Here is a 16886-nt window from a genome sequence, read left to right on the forward strand (position 1 = left end):
CTTCTAAGGGTTACGTGATAGCCTCTTTGCTATAATCACGAAAATTTTATAAAGTGAACCCATGAAATTTATAGAAACACGCGGAAATGACGGAATTCATCCAGAGCAGGTTACCTTTTCAGAGGCGATATTAAGCCCGATTGCCTCGTTTGGCGGTTTATACGTTCCTACTGAACTTCCAAATTTGGGAGAAGCGTTTCTTACGAAGCATTTGGGTTCTTCATATAAAGAGTTAGCAAAAGATTTGTTGACAACTCTTGCGATTGATATTGAGCCATCCGTTATCGATGAAGCGCTATCCCTCTATGACAAATTTGATGATCCGACCAATCCCGTGCCGGTTGTCAAAGTGCGTGATGATTTGTATGTGAGTGAACTTTATCACGGGCCGACCCGTGCGTTCAAAGATATGGCGTTACAGCCTTTCGGCGTCGTTCTAAGTTCAATTGCTCAAAAACGGGGTGAAGAGTATCTCATCTTGGCGGCAACGAGCGGTGATACAGGTCCTGCAGCGTTAGAGACGTTTAAAAACAGAGCGAACGTTCGTGTCGCGTGTCTCTATCCCGATGGGGGAACCTCAGACGTTCAGCGTCTTCAAATGGTGACCGAAGATGCGGCTAATCTCAAAGTCATCGGGATCAAAGGGGATTTTGACGATGCCCAAAGTGCCCTTAAACGCCTTCTCGCCTCTCAAACGTTTAAAGATGCGCTGAAAGCAAAAAATATCTCCCTTTCCGCCGCCAACTCGGTGAATTTCGGACGGATTATTTTTCAAATCATCTACCATATCCACAGTTATCTTGAATTGGTTCGAAAAAACATTATTACACTGGGTGAAAAAATTTATCTTGATGTCCCAAGCGGGAATTTCGGGAATGCCCTCGGGGGATATTACGCGTATAAAATGGGACTTCCTGTTGAGAAAATTATTATCGCTTCGAACGAAAATAATGTCCTAACTCGTCTCATTAATACAGGGCGTTATGACTTGCGCGGCGAGCATGTCGTAGCAACGACTTCTCCGGCTATGGATATTCTTATCTCCAGCAATGTGGAGCGTATTTTATTTGATTTCTTCGGAAATGAGCGTACGAAAGAGTTGATGGCGGGTCTCGAAGCGGAGCGTTTTTATGCATTGAGTGATGATGAGACGATGAAAATTCAGAACCTTTTTGCAGCAGATTATTGTAACGGAGCAGAAGGGAAGGGGTATATCAAAGAGGCGTATGATGCGGGCTATTTGATGGATCCCCATACGGCGACCTGTTTCAAAGCGTATGATTGTTGTGCCACTAAGCCTCTAAAAACGATTGTCTATTCAACTGCAGAGTGGACGAAGTTTTCTCCGACGATTGCAAATGCCCTTAGCGGAGAGAAAGACGCAAATGATATCGACGCTCTTGAATCCATCTCAAAAACGGCCAAGACACCGATCCCTCCGATGATAAAAGGGCTATTCTCTAAACCGATCACACAAGACACCGTAATCGATAAAGAGAACATTGAAAAAGAGATTTTAAACTTTCTTAACTAAATATTTTTAGCTTTCAGCTTCCCTTGGTGGAGTGCCGTCTCCATCAATTTAATCTCTTCGTCGCCCCAAATCAAAATTTTCTTCGATATGCTCAAATCAGGCTGTTTCGCTGAAGCGTACTGAACTCCCGATAAAATATGCTTAATACAGTTAATCCGGGCTTTTTTCTTGTTATCGGAACGGATAATGACCCAAGGAGACGTTCCGGTATGAGAGGCTCGGAGCATAGAGTATTTCATCTCCGTATACTTGTCCCATAAATCTTGTGACTTGGCATCGACGGGTGAGAGTTTAAACTGCTTGAGTGGATCGGTTTTACGCTCTTTGAACCGTTTGGCTTGTTCATCTTTGGAGACGGAAAAGTAAAATTTAAAGAGAATAATTCCGGAACTGACCAGCATATGTTCAAATTCACTGACTTGATTTAAAAACACCTGATGTTCCTCGGGAGTACAAAACCCCATAACCGGTTCAACACCGCCTCGATTGTACCAGCTTCGGTCAAAGAGGACGATTTCTCCTGCACTCGGTAGATGCTCAGTATAGCGCTGAAAGTACCATTGTGTCTTTTCAACATCGGATGGCTTATCGAGTGCGACGACACGTGCACCTCGGGGGTTAAGGTGTTCGGTAATCCTCTTTATCGTACCCCCTTTGCCCGCAGCATCACGCCCTTCAAAAATCATTAGGATTTTAAGCCCTTTATCCTTGACATGGTTTTGAAGTTTGAGAAGCTCAATCTGGAGCTCTTTTAACTCTTTTTCGTACTCTAAAACTGATTTTTTTACCCAGACGGGAAGTCTCTCTTCGATGTTGCTTTTGCTTCGACGCTCTTGTTCGTTCTCTTCTTTTGATTTTCGTCTATCATCATGAATAACATCTTCAATTTTTTGAGCTTCACTTATTTCGGTTTTTGCCATTGCACTTGTTGCACCCATTAATAGCTCCTAATTTTTTTAATTATAACGTTGAAGAGATTAAATCATCAAGTTTTGTGATCTCTTTCGTAGCTGAAAAGCAAGAAGTTTCACCGCAGATCGTCAATTCATCAAGCAACTCATCATTTTTTAGAAGAACAAACGGGTAACTGAAAGAGGTTGTAATCTGAGCTAAAGTGTCAGATTTACCCTTGATAAGACGTTCTCCTCTTAAATGGCGTATCACTTCTTCGGTGAGGGTAGGATAGTAGATCGGTGTTTTCATCAGTTTAACGGAGACATATTCGAGACTTTTAAAGGCAAAATGGGTGTATTTCGAATCAACCAACATCCCAAGGCTAAAGAGTACATTCACCATAATTCCAAGTGCACTGGGGTAGGTACCATCATCCAACTCTGCCACGGTGGTAAAAGCTCCTCGGCTGAAATACCATTTTCCTTTGTCATAAAAAAGTTCTAGCGCTTTGTTCGCAAAACGTTGTCCTTGAATGAGGTATCGCTCATCCAGCGTCGATTGATACCCTTCGATATAGGCACGGCAGAGATAGGCATAATCTTCTAAAAACGCCTCTATTTTAGGTGCTTTGTGGATCAGGGTCGAGTGTTTAAGCTGCTCCTCTATAAACATGGCGGTTTCGAGCTTTTCTAAAGAGCGCAGTGCTTGTATTTTATAGGTTGTATCGCTTCTTCCCAAAACAAACAGGGCGTGTATCATCATCGCATTCCATGCCGTAATCACTTTTTTGTCGATAAAGGGGTAGATGCGGCTCTGACGCAGTATACGCAGTTCTTCTCTGAAAGGTTCAAACCACTCAGGGCGCTCATGAGAGGAGAAGCGGATGATGCAGTGCCCCTCGAAATTTCCCTCCGGCGTTGCACCGATCAGACGTGCCGCCTCAAGGGGGTTGGCAACAGAGCATTTCTCCAGTGCCATTATGATTTCGTTATAGCTATAGACGAAGTATTTCCCCTCTTCCCCTTCACTGTCAGCATCGCTAGCACTGTAAAAGAGGTCGTCTTCCATCATGAAATTCATCATAAAATCGGCACATTCACGGGCAATACGAAGATAATACTCATTGTTGTAGAGGATTCCTACTTCGGCATACACTCCGCAGAGGAGGGCATTATCATAGGTCATTTTCTCGAAATGGGGAACCAGCCACTCAGAGTCGGTACTGTAGCGGCAAAAACCGCCGTCAACGTGATCATACATCCCTCCCAAAGCCATTGAATCGAGGGTATGGGTAAGGATCGTTTTAATTTTTTCATCACTTTGCAGTCTATTAATAGTGAGGAGTGTTTTGAGGGTAGAGACATGAGGAAATTTCGGTGATTTTGAAAAACCGCCGTTGATCTCATCATAATTATGGAGTGATTGCTGAGTAAATTGGGTGATGATTTTTTCAGTTAGAACCGTTGCCTGAACACTCTCATTTTTCGGTCGCATAAACGCGGTGATTTCATCGGCATTTTGAAACAGTTTTTCGTCATTTTGTGCTACTTTTTCGGCGATGATAGCAGTCAACTCGCTAAAGCCCATCATCCGTTCGCGATTGAACGGAGGGATGTAGGTGGCGGCATAAAACGGTTTGTTTTCAGGAGTACAAAAGATAGAGAGAGGCCATCCTCCTGCGCGCCGATTGAGGAGGTTATGGAGCTCTTGGTAGTGTTTATCGATATCGGGACGCTCTTCACGATCTACTTTGATGCAGACGAAGTGCTGATTGACGAATTCGGCAATATCGGTGTTTTCAAACACCTCATGTTCCATCACATGGCACCAGTGACAACTGCTGTATCCGATACTTATGAAGATAGTTTTGTGTTCTGATGAAGCTTTTTCAAACGCTTCGTCACACCATGGATACCATTCTATGGGATTATCTTTATGCTGTTGTAAATAAGGGGAATCTTCTCGTGCAAGACGGTTGGACATAAAAGGCTCCGTGTAAAGTTACGGGTAGTGTAGCATTTACGGCTATGTCTAAGCTGAAAAATATTAACAATGTTTCTCCCTACGTTTCATTACAGCTAATTGTGATAAAATGGAGATGAATTTTTAAGAAGGTTATTTATGCGTTTACTATTATTTTTACTTTTTTCATTGAATGTATGGGCGGTTGGATTTTTACAGCCCGATGAGGCATTTAAACCTAAAATCAGCGTCATTGATGACAATACAGTCGGTATTGAAATTGAGCTTGGCGAGATGATTTACCTGTATGAAAATAAACTTAAAGTAGAAGATGCCAATCCTAAAGACGGGATCGATTTTGCTTCCGTAACAATGAATAAAGCAGTCGATCACGAAGGGGAGCGTGTTTTTGAGACCTCTCCGGCAATTCGGGTTAAACTCTCTAAAAGTACAGATGTCAGCGGTGAACAAACTATCGGTGTAAAACTCTCCTATCAAGGATGCTCATCCGCAGGATTATGTTATGAACCCATCGAAACCGTACTAAAGATTACTATTGATACGGCTAAATTGACCGAAGAGAGTGCTCCTGGCGGCTCTATTTTAAAAGCTCCGGCAGTTGAGACGGCAAAAATGGAGGTGAGTGCTTCTAAAGGGGAACCCAAAACTTCTGAAACGGATCGAATTGCGGATGTGATTCAGGGGGGAAGCCTCTGGTTCATTATTCTGAGTTTTTTTGGGTTCGGTCTATTGTTGGCATTAACACCGTGTGTATTCCCTATGATTCCGATTATCTCATCGGTCATTGTGGCACAAGGGGCAGGATTAGGGACTAAAAAAGCATTCTGGCTCTCTGTGGTGTATGTTCTTTCGATGGCGGTTGCGTATACAATAGCCGGTATTTTGGCAGGACTTTTCGGTGCAAACCTTCAAGCGGCATTTCAGACCCCTTGGATCATTACCCTGTTCTCCCTTGTATTTGTCGTATTGGCGATGTCGATGTTCGATTTGTTTGAGCTACAAATCCCTAATGCCGTTCAATCGCGCATTACACAACTCAGCGGCAAACGTAGCGGGATCGTCGGTGTAGCTATTATGGGGTTCCTCTCTGCCCTTATTGTCGGGCCGTGTGTTGCGGCACCGTTGGCAGGAGCATTGATTTATATCGGTCAAACGGGGGATGCACTTCTTGGCGGTGTTGCCCTTTTTGCGCTTAGTATCGGAATGGGTATCCCTTTGGTAGCAGTGGGAACAAGTGCCGGTAAATTTATGCCTCGTCCCGGAGTTTGGATGGACAGTGTCAAATCGATCTTTGGGATTATGCTCATCGGCGTATCGATTTGGATGATCAGCCGTATCATCGATGAAAATATTTCCATGATGCTATGGGGCGCTTTGGCCGTCTTTGTTGCGATTAACATTGGAGCACTTGAACCGATTAGCGGTAATTGTATCCGATGTCCTCAAGCCAACAAAAAAGCATTGGGGATTATTATTTTGCTTTACGGTATGTCATTATTGCTAGGCGGTATGAGCGGCGCAAAAGATCCCCTTCATCCGCTCGATCCGTTTTTACCGAATAAAGAAGTAGCGGTATCTGTGGCGCAAAATCAACACAAAACATTTGAACGCATCACCTCTATCGAAGAGTTGGAGGCTATATTGGCCGAAAACAAAGGGCAAAAAGTTTTGGTAGACTTTTATGCAGATTGGTGCACTGCGTGTAAAGAACTAGAAGAGAAAACATTTAGTGATGAGAGTGTCAAAACGGCAATGGACAGTTATGTTTTGGTTCAAGTTGATTTGACCGCTAACGATGATGCGGCAAAAGCGATCAGCTCTAAATACGGTATATTCGGCCCTCCCGCAATTTTGTTTTTTGACGAGAATAGCGCACGTATCAAAAGTGCCGATATCGTCGGATTTAAAGAACCGCAAGAGTTTCTAAAACATTTAGGAGAGATCAAATGAGTAAAATTATTTTAGCATTGGCTGTAATGGCAAGTTGTGCCTTTGCCGAACTTAAATGGGCAGTGTCGTATGACGCCGCATTGGTTCAAGCGGCAAAAGAGAAGAAAAAGGTGATGGTGATGCTTTCCAAAGAGAATTGCCCGGCATGTGAGTATATGAATGATGTCGTATTTGAAGAAAATGCGGTAGCCAATGAAATTCATAAGAACTTTGTTCCCGTTCATATCGATATCCATAAAGATTTTATCCCTGAGGGATTAGGGTATATCGGAACACCGACATTCCATTTTTTGGATGCAAAAGGGAAAAAAATAGGGCGTCATGACGGCGGAGCGAATGTTCCAACCTTTATGGGTGTTTTGGGAAAATATAAAAAGTAGAGTTCTGCGTAGAGTAGAACGATAATTGAATACCTTTATAAAAAAGGTTCTCAATGTCCCCTTTACCGGAAGCTCTAAAAGTCGGCATAGACTCGATTGACCAACGGCATGAAGAGTTCTATGTGTTGTATGATACACTCAAAAATGCCACGGATAAAGACTTTTTAGAGGCATTTGATGCGGTAATCCTCCATACTCAGGGACATTTTGCCGAAGAAGAAGCGGATATGGGTAGCGTTGTTTATCCGAACAAAACCGAACATAAACAAGAGCACCAAAAAGCACTTGATGAGATGAATTATTTTAGAGAGAAAGCTTCAAGCGGCAAACTGATGTTTGCCAAAGCGTATGTGAAGGATCGATTGGGAGATTGGTTTCGTACTCACTTGCTCAATATGGATAGCGATTTGGCTAGGGTAATCACCCTAAGCTGCTAGATATTTATTTTTTCATCTCCACGAGACGATCTAAAATATAAAGCTGCATATTTTTATGCGGTATCTCTTTTTCCAATGCTTCCGAATAAATCTTCGCTACCTCTTTGGTATGTAATGTGTAGTCGAAATGGGGGAAATGATTTTCCCATGCCGTTTTGATAATCTTTAATGCGACCGTATCGATCAGATACTCTTTAAAAATGGCATAGGTAGCAAAAAACATCCCCGTAAAGAGTATCGCCATTAAAATCAAAAGATGACAATCGATTTTTGCTAAAACAGTATGTAAAAGTGCCGATGAGGGAAGTAAAATCAGATGCCAAAGGGCGATGAAGACGAGGTAGCTTCTCCCGATGCTGAGACGAAATCCTGGAATTTTTCCCTCCAGTTTCAGCCCCTCTTGATACATTTTATTGGTTTTCAAAAGGTCGCGAAACAGCATGGGATCATCACTGAGGGCAAAGGTATAGGGGATGATTTTATCATCGGTAAAGTGACGTATTTTAGTTTTCATCCATGAAAAAATTCTAAACATTGTTATCCTTGATAAGTGTACTGACTCGATGGGCGCTTCCATGCTGCAAAAGCTCACGTAGTTTGAGTGCATCATTAAAAAAAGCGGTTTTGTCCATTTGTTGATAAGCATTATACAGATTTTGAGCATTGACTTCGTTTTGGATGAATTCAGGATGCAAAGATCTGCCGTATTTGTGTGAAAACAAGATGTTCCCTAACCCTACAAAATCCAGTTTTACTAACCTTTTAGCAATGGCGTAATCGAGCGATTTGGCTATGTAGGTGAGTATAAACGGTGTACCGATAAGAGCTGCTTCTAACGTTGCTGTTCCGCTGCAGATAAAGGCAAAGTCGGATTCGGCAAGAGTTTTATGTGCTTCGTGCGTTATTTCAAAGCTTGAGATATCGCCGTAGAGTTCTGAAATTTGCTCACTCGTGAAATGAGAAGGGATAACGATGTAGGCGCGAGAATCTAACATTGCTCGCACCTCCCTAAAAATCGGCATTAGCCTTTTTATCTCTCCAGGGCGACTTCCGGGCATAAAGGTTATTTTTCCGGTAGGGTCGAGTGATCTTTTTCGGATAGTAATTTCATCGAGAAGAGGATGCCCGACGTATTCGATAGGGGCGTCCTTGGAATAATAAGAAGGCTCAAAAGGGAGGATGGAACAAAGTTTTGTAATGGTTTTTTCCAGAACAGGTATCCGTTTTTTCTTCCATGCCCATGCTTGGGGGAGAATGTAATAGATGATCTCTTTTTCAGGATAGCGTTTACGGATCGCTTTGGCCAAAGGGAGATTAAATCCCGATGAATCGATCAGAAGCACTTTGTCTGCTGACGCGGCCAGTTCGACCATTTGATCTTTCAGTCGGAAGAAAAAAGGGAGCTTTTTGATCGCATCGACGAATCCCATGATGGAGGTGGAGCGTAAATCGACAATGCTCTCTCCAAGAGAGTTGTCAAATATTCCGCTTAAAACGATCTCTTCACCCAGCTCTTTGAGTAGATAGGAGAGGTGGACATTGGCAGAGTGCTCTAATGCACTGACGAGTAGTTTCATGATCCTCCGTCTCCTCGGGTACTTAAATCAGGTTTGTAATTGCTTTTGTTTTCGTTGTAATCGCTTAAAAATGTGGTTATTGCATCAATCTCTTTATCGCTAAGCTCCATGGCGAAAGGGATCATTAGCTGGGATTGCTGGGTAGTTCCTTGTTTGGCACGGTACGATTTTAGTTTAGAGATTAAAAACGGTTTGCGCCGATAGGCAAGCGCAGGGTAAAGATTTGTTCCGCTCGCCGATATCCCATGACAGCCGTTACACCCTTTGGCAAAATAGAGATTTTTGCCCATTTTGTACATATCCTGAGTGCCATAGAGGAATAAAGGGAGTAAAAACAGAATGAACTTGAGCACGTTAGAGGTACCTTTAACATTTCTTGGACTAAAATACCGTAATTATACCTACAAAAGAGCAATGGGAGCGTTTATATGATCATTAGGGGCGCAATTATCTGTGATATCAATGGAGAACGTCGCAGTGATGTTCAGATTGAAGAGGGGGTAATTACCCAGATCGGAGAAAATCTTGACGGTGATGAGATCATCAAGGCGGATGGGTGTTATTTGCTCCCCGGATTGATTGACACCGATGTGCGTCTCAAAGACTCTCAACTGAGCAGAACGAATCTAGAAAAACTTTCATACCGCGCTCTAAGCGGCGGAGTTACGACTGTGGTTTTAGCAAGTGATTCGATTCCTCGCATCGATAATGAAATTACATTAGAGTTTGTTCAGCAACATCGCAGTTTAAAAAGCGGTGCGACTATAGAGACAGCTGTTAGTGCGTTGAGCGATTCAGGTGCCCTGAGCAATATTGCCATTATGCTAAAAAAAGGGTGTGTCGCGGTTCATACATCGACTATCCAAGATTACAATCTGATAAACCGTATCGCACAGTATTTAAAAATGGCGGATAAAGCATTGTTCTATAAAGCTGAAGATAAAAGTCTCTTTGAGAGCGGTGTGATGTCTGACGGTGCTGTTGCCTCTCAGTTGGGATTACCGGGAATATCACCGATGTCTGAAGTGGTTCATATTGCTTCGATGATTGAAATCGCCCGTCATTTCGGGATTAAGATCGTCTTTAAAAGCGTTAGTGAACCTCGATCGATAGAATTGATCGCTCAAGCACGTAAAGAGGGGATCGCGGTAGAGTGTGAAGTAGCGATTCATCATTTATTTAAAAACGATACGGCTTGTCTCGGGTTTGATACCGATGCGAAAATCAATCCGCCTTTGATCAATGAGTCAAAGCGGCTTGCCCTTCTTGAAGCGCTGAAGCGAGGAGATATCCATTCTCTAACATCACTTCATCAACCGAACTCCGATGTACACAAAGATATCACATTTTACGATGCCAATGTAGGGACAACTTCTATCGCAGAATATCTCTCTTTGGTCTATACGTATCTGATTAAAAACGAAATTATCGATATGGCTAAATTTATTGATTTGGCTTCACGTGCTCCCGCAGAGTATATCGGGAGAAAATCCGGGACTATTGCGGTAGGAACTATTGTCGATTGTATTCTTTTCAATCCTTCAGCGATGACACCGGTAACGCATCATCATAGTCTCTATAAGAATGAAATATTAGATGGAAAAGTGATAATGGCACTTTGCCGCGGCGAAGTGACGCGGTTCTAAAGTGATTTCGCGTTGCGAAATTCCGAAATCTCTGCTTCGACCATCGCATCAATCATAATTTTGTAAAGGGTGGTGAGGAGGTTTGGAGAGACGCCAAACTCCATCGCGCGGGTACGGACACGGTCCATTACCGCTTCGAGACGCTCATTGGCTTTTATCTCTTCAATGGAGTGTTTAAAATTTGCTGCTTGTTTGACATAGCTGTTGCGAGCAGCGATAAGTTCGACGATTTGGTCGTCTAAACGGTCGATATGGTTACGAACTTCCGCAAGGGAATGGCACTCTTCAATTTTCATTCAAAATCTCCCTTTCATACATAGCGATATGATACCATATAATAGTATTTCTCTCAATGTATCACATTTGTATCACACAAAAACGTATAATATTATCTTATTTCGATTTTTTTTACATATTTCACTATTTCTTATAAATATTTAAGAGTAAGCGGATTATTATGTCCACAGCGATAATTTAGATTTCGCAATCGATATTGCATACGATGAAGGAGACTCATTATGAACATTTCAAGACGTGACTTACTCAAATTTGCCGGACTAAGCGCAGCAGCAGCTGCCGTTACCGGTTGTACGGCCGCTACAGGCGCAACTCCTGGTGCACAAGGTGCAGTTGGTAAAATGCTTGGTAAGCATCAAGTTGTTATTATCGGCGGTGGTTTCGGCGGTTTGACCGTTGCCAAAGAATTGAAAAAAATTGATCCTAAATTCGATGTTGCGATTATCGAAAAAAATGATAGCTTTATGTCGTGCCCGTTTTCAAACTGTAATCTTGGTGGTATCAAAGGGGTTAGTCTTAGTACATTGACTCATGACTATTCACAAGCGGTAGAGAAAAATGGTTATGGTATGTTAACTGCAGTAGTTACAGGAATTGACCGTGCCAATAAAGTAGTATATACGTCTAAAGGTAGCGTGGGTTACGATATCTTGGTTCTTGCACCGGGAATCGATTATAACTATAAAGGGCAGTTCCCTACATGGTCAGATGCAAAAATTGCAAAAGCACGTCGTGCGGCTCCTGCGGCGTTGGTTCCGGGCGGCGAACACGTAGCGCTTGATCGTATGGTTAAAAACATGGAAGACGGTGATGTTGTTATCACGGTTCCGGCAGGTAAATACCGTTGTCCTCCGGCTCCTTTTGAGCGTGCAAGTATGATTGCAAACTTCATGAAAAATGAAGGGCTTAAAGGAAAAGTCATTATTTTGAATGAAACAGCTGAAGTTGCTAAAGGGGCTGCGTTTAAAGAGACATGGAAAGAGTTGTATCCGGATGTCGTTGTTCATCAAGACAATTGTAAAATTGTTGATGTCGATTTTGACAAAAAAGAGATTACCTACGTTCAAACAGTATTCGCTAATAAAGAAGATACTGAAGGCGTTAAAACGACTAAAACATTACCATATGGTATTTTCAACTTTATTCCTCACAATATGTCAAACCCGGTCATTGAGATGTCAGGTGTTGCGACGACTCCGGACGGATTCAAAAAAGTTAAAATGGCGACTAGCCCTGAAAAACCGGTTTCATTCCAAACAGCAACCGATGCAAGTGTTTATGCCGTCGGTGACGTTGTCGGACACGCTATCCCTCCAAGCGGTCAATCGGCTATCTGGTCAGGTAAAGAGTGTGCAAAAGAGGTCGCTCACGTTCTTCACGGTAAATCGTACAGTGTTGCATCGGCACTTCCGTACAAAAGTGCAAACGTGTGTTACTCTATGGTTAACGGAAACCCTGAAGAAGCGATTATGGTTAATCATGAGTTTATGGTTGCAGGTCCGGTTATCGGTTCTAAAGGAAGTGTTCCAAAAGGTGATGAAGCGAATAATAAATTCCGCTCAAGCGGTCTTGCAAAAGCAACACACGATTGGTATAAAGGCGCAATGCGCGATTTGTTTAACTAATACCGGTTATCTTACTCTCCACTCGGAGAGTAAAAGAAAAATCTGCTACACTTACTACGTAAAATCATTCACACGGAAAACATTATGGATAGAAGAAATTTTTTAAAAGTGGTTGCTGCAAGTGCAACAGTAATGGCTGTAAGCCCTTCGATGATTCGGGGAAATCTGTATGCAGCAGATGGAACGTTATACAAAGCGTATGACAAAGTTCAGCTTGTAGATGCTGCAGGAAAACCGATCAAAGCTTCGGCTTTGGCAAAAGAGGTCACTTATATTTTCAACTACCCTCATGCTTCAACCCCTTGTATGTTGATTAACTTGCCTAAGGCAACTTCTAAAGAGGTAGAGTTAACATCGGAGAACGGAGAAAAATACGTCTGGAAAAGCGGTGTCGGAAAAGAGGGCACTGTTGTTGCGTATGTAGCAATCTGTACCCATCAGATGACGCATCCGACTCCGAATGACAGTTTCATTACCTATGTCCCTACTGCTAAAAAAACGATGGCGTATGATAAAAGCGGAATTATCGTCTGCTCTTCACACCTTTCTGCTTTTGACGCGGGTGCGGGTGCCAAAGTATTAGGCGGTGCGGCAACACAACCGCTGAATTCAGTTGTTCTTGAACACGCTGCTGATGATACTCTCTGGGCAGTCGGTATTTTAGGGTCTGATAAATTTCAAGATTATTTCAAAAGTTTCCGTCCTGAGCTAAAAGAGTTTTACGGTGGACCTGCGGAAGCTAAAAAACTGGTTTCAATCTCGGCTAAAACGGTTAAGATTACTGAATTTTCCAAAGAAATTATCCAATACTAAAAGGGGTTGCTATGAAAAAAAGTTTTACATTATTGGCTCTTTCATTTTTGCTCGCAGGGTCGCTCAATGCTGCGGGTACGGATCATAGAACTATGCTTATGAAAGATATGCGTACGATGTTGGACGCTATGGAGGATATCCAGCGCGGAGGCTTATACAGCTCAACTGAGGATATGAAAGCGGGGATTAAAAAGCTTCAAGGAACGCTTAAAACACTTGAGAGCGAAGAGATTAAATTTATTCTCCCTAAAGATCAGGTATATGCGTACAAATTTGCTCAAAAAACAGCACATATGCTTCGTCTCTATTCGGATGATATGATCGTTGCGATTGAAGCAGGACGTATGGATGAGGCGTTGGAAGATTACAGTCAACTCCTTAAGCAATGTACATCATGTCATATCCGTATTCGTAACTGGTAACTCTTCTTCATCTATCTTTTCCCCAAGCAAAGGCTTGGGAAAATCTATAATTATTTATTAACTAATCATTTCTTTTTCTAATCTATACTGCGTCTAACTTCACGGGTGTTACATAAATGGTGCTTTTTATCACAATTTTGTCTCACACTCCTACAAATTTGTCTATTTATTAAAAAACGCTATAAATCTAAAGATATGTTTAAGAATTAATTGTTATGATTGTTGCATGATTCGGAATAAGTAAATCTTATTACGGACGGTTTCTTGAAGGAGAATGAATGAAATTAGGAAAACTTAGTCTAGTCGCTGTAATGGCTCTTGGAACAAGCGCGTTCGCTATCGATAACGTAAAAGTAAACGGTGAAGCAAAAGTATGGTATCAAACATCTGAGTACAGTGGAGCAGGTGCTGGAACAGGTGTTGGATCTCAATCAGAGCAAGATTTCTTTGATAATAGTACTAACTCAGTAGCTGAAGTTAAATTAAGTGTTGGTGCTACAGCTGATTTGCTTCAAAACTTAAGCGCAGGTATTAAAGTTACTGCACTTAGCACACTTGGTCTTGAAAACAATATGGTTGGAGCTGTTCCGGCTGCAAAATACAACAATGACGGTACTACTGCAGGTGCAGCGCAACTTGATGACCAATCATGGACTGAAGAATTGTATTTAGCGTACACTATGGGCAAAACAACGGCTAAAATCGGTCGCCAAGCATTAAGTACTCCATTAGCGTTTACTGAAAACTGGAATGTTGTTGACAATACATTTGAAGCAGCCGTTCTTTTAAATAACGACCTTCCTGATACAACATTGGTTGCTGCCTATGTTGGTAAGCACAATGGTGTCGGATTGCTTCAAGCAAGTGCAACTGCTGCTACACACGGTGGAAGAGGTTCTACTGTTGCACAAGGCGGTACATTTAGCAATTTCGGAACTGAAGGTGCGTATGCTGCCGGTGCTATCAATAAATCTGTACCGAATACAACACTTCAAGCATGGTATTACAATGTAAGTGCGATTGCTGATGCATATTGGTTGCAAGCGGATGCTAAACTTATGGATATGGTAACGATCGGTGTACAATATGCCGGTATGGATCCAAAACTTTCACGTGCTACAGTAATTGCGGCAGGATATGTGGCTGGTAATGAAGATTTGGCAGTAGTCAAAAAATCTTCAGATGCATTTGCAGTTAAAGCAGCGGTAGATGTTGCAGGTGTAAACCTTTATGCAGCGTACTCAGAAGTAAGTGATGGTACTCTTGGATTTGCAAATACTGCAACGGGTGATAAATCAAGCCTATATACTGCACTCGGAAGTGTTTATATGGACGGTGAAATCGCTGCTGCACCAGATACTGATACATGGAAAATCGGTGCATCAACAAAAATGATTCCTGGTGTAACTCTTTCTGCAAGTTATGCAGAAGCAGAAGTTGGAGCTAATGCTAATGCACTTGCTGCTGTTGGTGGAGCTTATACTATTAATACTGATTTCACAGCATGGGATGTTATTGCTGCAACGAAAGTTGGACCGGTTGATTTGACAGCTATCTATACTCAGTTTGATAAAGATGTAAAAGCTACAGATACAACTGATAAAACGACTGATACTATCCGTATCATCGCTTCTTTGAAATTCTAATTCCCTCTCGGGTCTTAGAACTATTTTCAATTCAGGGTCTTCGGGCCCTAAACATTCTCCTTATGTTAAGCTTTCCGCCTGAGAATTCGTCACTCTCAGGCACCCTCAACACTTCTTTTTAAACTAAATTCTTTTTGCTTGCCGTTTCGGTGTAACTGTATTTGTATCTTTTGTTTTTTTCTCTTGAGTCGATTGTCGTAGAAAAAAGGGAATGGTTTTTTCAGGCCGTTGTGCTAAATCATGGCTTAATGCCGCTTCGACGACTTCTTTATCATGATGCTCACATAAATACGCATGAATCAATCCGATTTGCCGATCCAGCGAGATTTTCCATGTGGAGAGAGTTTGAGTGTAAATCCATTCGCTAAAGGCATAGAACCCCTCAAATACGCTCCCCTCATTCCAAAGGAGCGGAACTGTTTTCGTAAAACTACCGCTGTTGTAAAAAATATCCCAAAAGCGTGCAAATCGCTTCATCTTTTGTATCTGTTCAAAACTCAATAAATTGTTTTGGAGAATGTCATAAGGCGGTGTATCGGAGTAGATCATTCCGTGCGCTTTATCGTGGCGTGATAGAGTGGTACCGGAGAGGTTTTTTAGGATTCCTATCTGAATCTCGCTGTGAGTGAGAGAAACGAGTGTATCAAGATTTCGGCCAAACCCCTCAATGCTCTCTCCCGGTAATCCGACGATAAGGTCAAGGTGCATATGGGCAGAGGTCTCATTTTCCAAAAATCGGAGATTGTCGAATATTTTATCAACTTTTAGCGGTCGATTGATCCCTTTTGCGATGATGGGATCAAGGGTTTGGATACCGATTTCGAGCTGCAACGATCCTGCGGGAAATTGAGCAATTTTTGCTTTGAGCACATCGGGGAAATGGTCGGGAATCACTTCAAAATGGGCAAAGTAGGGTGGCTCTTTGGAGAGGAAGAAATCGAGGATACGGTTGGCGAAGGTCATATTGAGATTAAAGGTACGGTCAATGAATTTAAAACTTCGAGCACCTCTTTGCCAAAGGGTTTCAAACTCTTCGAGGAGCTGATCGAGGGGAAAGTTACGTACTTTCTCATCGATAGAGGAGAGGCAAAACTCACATTCGAACGGACATCCTCGTGAGGCTTCGACGTAGATGTATCGGTGTTCTACATCTTCATCATTAAAAGCAGAGTAGGGGAGACTAATCGCTTTAAGGTCGGGAAGAGAAGCTTTAATAAACTTCTCTTCTGGCAAATCATTGGCAAAGATTTTTTTGCACAACTCATAAAACGCCACCTCACCTTCACCGCTGATGATGAAATCGGCTTTGCTAAAATCGACACGATGCGGCAAATATCCCGCTTCGGGGCCGCCGAGGACGATGATCGTCTCAGGAGAGACTTTTTTAAGAGTTTGTATCAGTTCCGCACTCTGCGCGGCATTCCAGATATAGACACCGATTCCGATAATTTTCGGAGAGTGTTTTAATAAATCTTCGACAATACTCTGTATCTGTTCGTTCATCGTAAACTCGATGATTTTTGCCTCGGATTGCAGCTCGTGCAGGTTGGCATAGAGATAGCGCAAACCTAGTGCAGTGTGGGCGTAGCGGGCATTGAGAGTGGTCAGTAAAATTGTGTGCATTAGTGTTCCGATAAAAGATAAACGTATTATATGGTATTCTACAGATACTACGCCCTAAA

16 protein-coding genes are annotated in these 16886 nt (G+C 42.3%); 9 read left to right on the forward strand and 7 right to left on the reverse strand.

Annotated features, from left to right (window positions below; translation table 11 throughout):
• Positions 1-61 precede the first annotated feature (61 nt).
• Complete coding sequence (gene thrC / locus Q8O20_RS04875; RefSeq protein WP_305530229.1) at positions 62-1534, forward strand: threonine synthase; 1473 nt, start codon at positions 62-64, stop codon at positions 1532-1534.
• Here the strand turns inward: thrC and ppk2 are convergent.
• Positions 1531-2472 (reverse strand): polyphosphate kinase 2, encoded by a 942-nt coding sequence (gene ppk2 / locus Q8O20_RS04880; protein WP_305530230.1) that lies wholly within the window; start codon positions 2470-2472, stop codon positions 1531-1533. The two genes, thrC and ppk2, sit on opposite strands and share 4 nt — an antisense overlap.
• A 22-nt stretch (positions 2473-2494) precedes the next feature.
• Positions 2495-4411, reverse strand: a complete 1917-nt coding sequence (locus tag Q8O20_RS04885) for a thioredoxin domain-containing protein (RefSeq protein ID WP_305530231.1) — start codon at positions 4409-4411, stop codon at positions 2495-2497.
• 138 nt (positions 4412-4549) lie between these two features.
• Here Q8O20_RS04885 and dsbD point away from each other — a divergent pair, with 138 nt between their 5' ends.
• Genes dsbD through Q8O20_RS04900 form a run of 3 tightly spaced genes read left to right on the forward strand, consistent with a single transcriptional unit; the run spans position 4550 to position 7178 of the window.
• A complete protein-coding gene (gene dsbD, locus Q8O20_RS04890; RefSeq protein ID WP_305530232.1) occupies positions 4550-6361 on the forward strand; it encodes a protein-disulfide reductase DsbD in 1812 nt (603 codons plus the stop codon).
• Positions 6358-6741 carry a thioredoxin family protein gene (locus Q8O20_RS04895; protein ID WP_305530233.1) on the forward strand — a complete coding sequence of 128 codons (384 nt, stop codon included), beginning with the start codon at positions 6358-6360 and terminating at the stop codon, positions 6739-6741. Before dsbD ends, Q8O20_RS04895 begins: the two co-directional genes overlap by 4 nt.
• 53 nt (positions 6742-6794) lie before the next feature.
• Positions 6795-7178, forward strand: a complete 384-nt coding sequence (locus tag Q8O20_RS04900) for a bacteriohemerythrin (RefSeq protein ID WP_305530234.1) — start codon at positions 6795-6797, stop codon at positions 7176-7178.
• A 4-nt stretch (positions 7179-7182) separates the two neighbouring features.
• Here Q8O20_RS04900 and Q8O20_RS04905 read toward each other — a convergent pair whose 3' ends face one another.
• Genes Q8O20_RS04905 through Q8O20_RS04915 form a run of 3 tightly spaced genes read right to left on the reverse strand, consistent with a single transcriptional unit; the run spans position 7183 to position 9045 of the window.
• Positions 7183-7713 (reverse strand): hypothetical protein, encoded by a 531-nt coding sequence (locus tag Q8O20_RS04905; protein ID WP_305530235.1) that lies wholly within the window; start codon positions 7711-7713, stop codon positions 7183-7185.
• Positions 7706-8755 (reverse strand): lipid-A-disaccharide synthase, encoded by a 1050-nt coding sequence (gene lpxB, locus Q8O20_RS04910; RefSeq protein WP_305530236.1) that lies wholly within the window; start codon positions 8753-8755, stop codon positions 7706-7708. Before lpxB ends, Q8O20_RS04905 begins: the two co-directional genes overlap by 8 nt.
• Positions 8752-9045 (reverse strand): c-type cytochrome, encoded by a 294-nt coding sequence (locus Q8O20_RS04915; RefSeq protein ID WP_305530237.1) that lies wholly within the window; start codon positions 9043-9045, stop codon positions 8752-8754. The genes lpxB and Q8O20_RS04915 overlap by 4 nt, the downstream gene beginning before the upstream one ends.
• A gap of 138 nt (positions 9046-9183) precedes the next feature.
• Here Q8O20_RS04915 and Q8O20_RS04920 point away from each other — a divergent pair, with 138 nt between their 5' ends.
• The gene (locus Q8O20_RS04920; protein ID WP_305530238.1) at positions 9184-10401 is read left to right on the forward strand and encodes an amidohydrolase family protein; all 1218 of its coding nucleotides are present in this window, start codon (positions 9184-9186) and stop codon (positions 10399-10401) included.
• Here the strand turns inward: Q8O20_RS04920 and Q8O20_RS04925 are convergent.
• Complete coding sequence (locus Q8O20_RS04925) at positions 10398-10697, reverse strand: chorismate mutase (protein WP_305530239.1); 300 nt, start codon at positions 10695-10697, stop codon at positions 10398-10400. The genes Q8O20_RS04920 and Q8O20_RS04925 overlap by 4 nt on opposite strands.
• 222 nt (positions 10698-10919) lie before the next feature.
• Here Q8O20_RS04925 and Q8O20_RS04930 point away from each other — a divergent pair, with 222 nt between their 5' ends.
• The 4 genes from Q8O20_RS04930 to Q8O20_RS04945 all read left to right on the forward strand — a co-directional run bounded on the left by Q8O20_RS04930 (position 10920) and on the right by Q8O20_RS04945 (position 15204).
• Entirely contained in the window at positions 10920-12323 is a 1404-nt protein-coding gene (locus tag Q8O20_RS04930) for an FAD-dependent oxidoreductase (RefSeq protein ID WP_305530240.1), read from the forward strand.
• An 84-nt stretch (positions 12324-12407) separates the two neighbouring features.
• Positions 12408-13136, forward strand: a complete 729-nt coding sequence (locus tag Q8O20_RS04935; protein WP_305530241.1) for a Rieske 2Fe-2S domain-containing protein — start codon at positions 12408-12410, stop codon at positions 13134-13136.
• 11 nt (positions 13137-13147) lie between these two features.
• Positions 13148-13558, forward strand: coding sequence for a hypothetical protein (locus Q8O20_RS04940; RefSeq protein WP_305530242.1), 411 nt, complete (start codon positions 13148-13150; stop codon positions 13556-13558).
• 278 nt (positions 13559-13836) lie between these two features.
• Entirely contained in the window at positions 13837-15204 is a 1368-nt protein-coding gene (locus Q8O20_RS04945) for a hypothetical protein (RefSeq protein ID WP_305530243.1), read from the forward strand.
• Between the two features lie 123 nt (positions 15205-15327).
• Here Q8O20_RS04945 and Q8O20_RS04950 read toward each other — a convergent pair whose 3' ends face one another.
• Entirely contained in the window at positions 15328-16827 is a 1500-nt protein-coding gene (locus Q8O20_RS04950; protein ID WP_305530244.1) for a B12-binding domain-containing radical SAM protein, read from the reverse strand.
• Positions 16828-16886 lie beyond the last annotated feature (59 nt).

It is taken from the genome of Sulfuricurvum sp., assembly GCF_030691015.1.
GTDB lineage: Bacteria > Campylobacterota > Campylobacteria > Campylobacterales > Sulfurimonadaceae > Sulfuricurvum.

Excerpts from the sequence above, each read along its gene's own strand:
- ppk2 (WP_305530230.1), bottom strand. The coding sequence starts at position 2,472 with ATGGGTGCAACAAGTGCAATGGCAAAAACCGAAATAAGTGAAGCTCAA.
- lpxB (WP_305530236.1), bottom strand. The coding sequence starts at position 8,755 with ATGAAACTACTCGTCAGTGCATTAGAGCACTCTGCCAATGTCCACCTC.
- Q8O20_RS04950 (WP_305530244.1), bottom strand. The coding sequence starts at position 16,827 with ATGCACACAATTTTACTGACCACTCTCAATGCCCGCTACGCCCACACT.
- Q8O20_RS04935 (WP_305530241.1), top strand. The coding sequence starts at position 12,408 with ATGGATAGAAGAAATTTTTTAAAAGTGGTTGCTGCAAGTGCAACAGTA.
- Q8O20_RS04945 (WP_305530243.1), top strand. The coding sequence starts at position 13,837 with ATGAAATTAGGAAAACTTAGTCTAGTCGCTGTAATGGCTCTTGGAACA.
- Q8O20_RS04895 (WP_305530233.1), top strand. The coding sequence starts at position 6,358 with ATGAGTAAAATTATTTTAGCATTGGCTGTAATGGCAAGTTGTGCCTTT.
- Q8O20_RS04920 (WP_305530238.1), top strand. The coding sequence starts at position 9,184 with ATGATCATTAGGGGCGCAATTATCTGTGATATCAATGGAGAACGTCGC.
- Q8O20_RS04940 (WP_305530242.1), top strand. The coding sequence starts at position 13,148 with ATGAAAAAAAGTTTTACATTATTGGCTCTTTCATTTTTGCTCGCAGGG.
- dsbD (WP_305530232.1), top strand. The coding sequence starts at position 4,550 with ATGCGTTTACTATTATTTTTACTTTTTTCATTGAATGTATGGGCGGTT.
- Q8O20_RS04925 (WP_305530239.1), bottom strand. The coding sequence starts at position 10,697 with ATGAAAATTGAAGAGTGCCATTCCCTTGCGGAAGTTCGTAACCATATC.
- Q8O20_RS04885 (WP_305530231.1), bottom strand. The coding sequence starts at position 4,411 with ATGTCCAACCGTCTTGCACGAGAAGATTCCCCTTATTTACAACAGCAT.
- Q8O20_RS04900 (WP_305530234.1), top strand. The coding sequence starts at position 6,795 with ATGTCCCCTTTACCGGAAGCTCTAAAAGTCGGCATAGACTCGATTGAC.
- Q8O20_RS04915 (WP_305530237.1), bottom strand. The coding sequence starts at position 9,045 with ATGGGCAAAAATCTCTATTTTGCCAAAGGGTGTAACGGCTGTCATGGG.
- Q8O20_RS04905 (WP_305530235.1), bottom strand. The coding sequence starts at position 7,713 with ATGTTTAGAATTTTTTCATGGATGAAAACTAAAATACGTCACTTTACC.
- thrC (WP_305530229.1), top strand. The coding sequence starts at position 62 with ATGAAATTTATAGAAACACGCGGAAATGACGGAATTCATCCAGAGCAG.
- Q8O20_RS04930 (WP_305530240.1), top strand. The coding sequence starts at position 10,920 with ATGAACATTTCAAGACGTGACTTACTCAAATTTGCCGGACTAAGCGCA.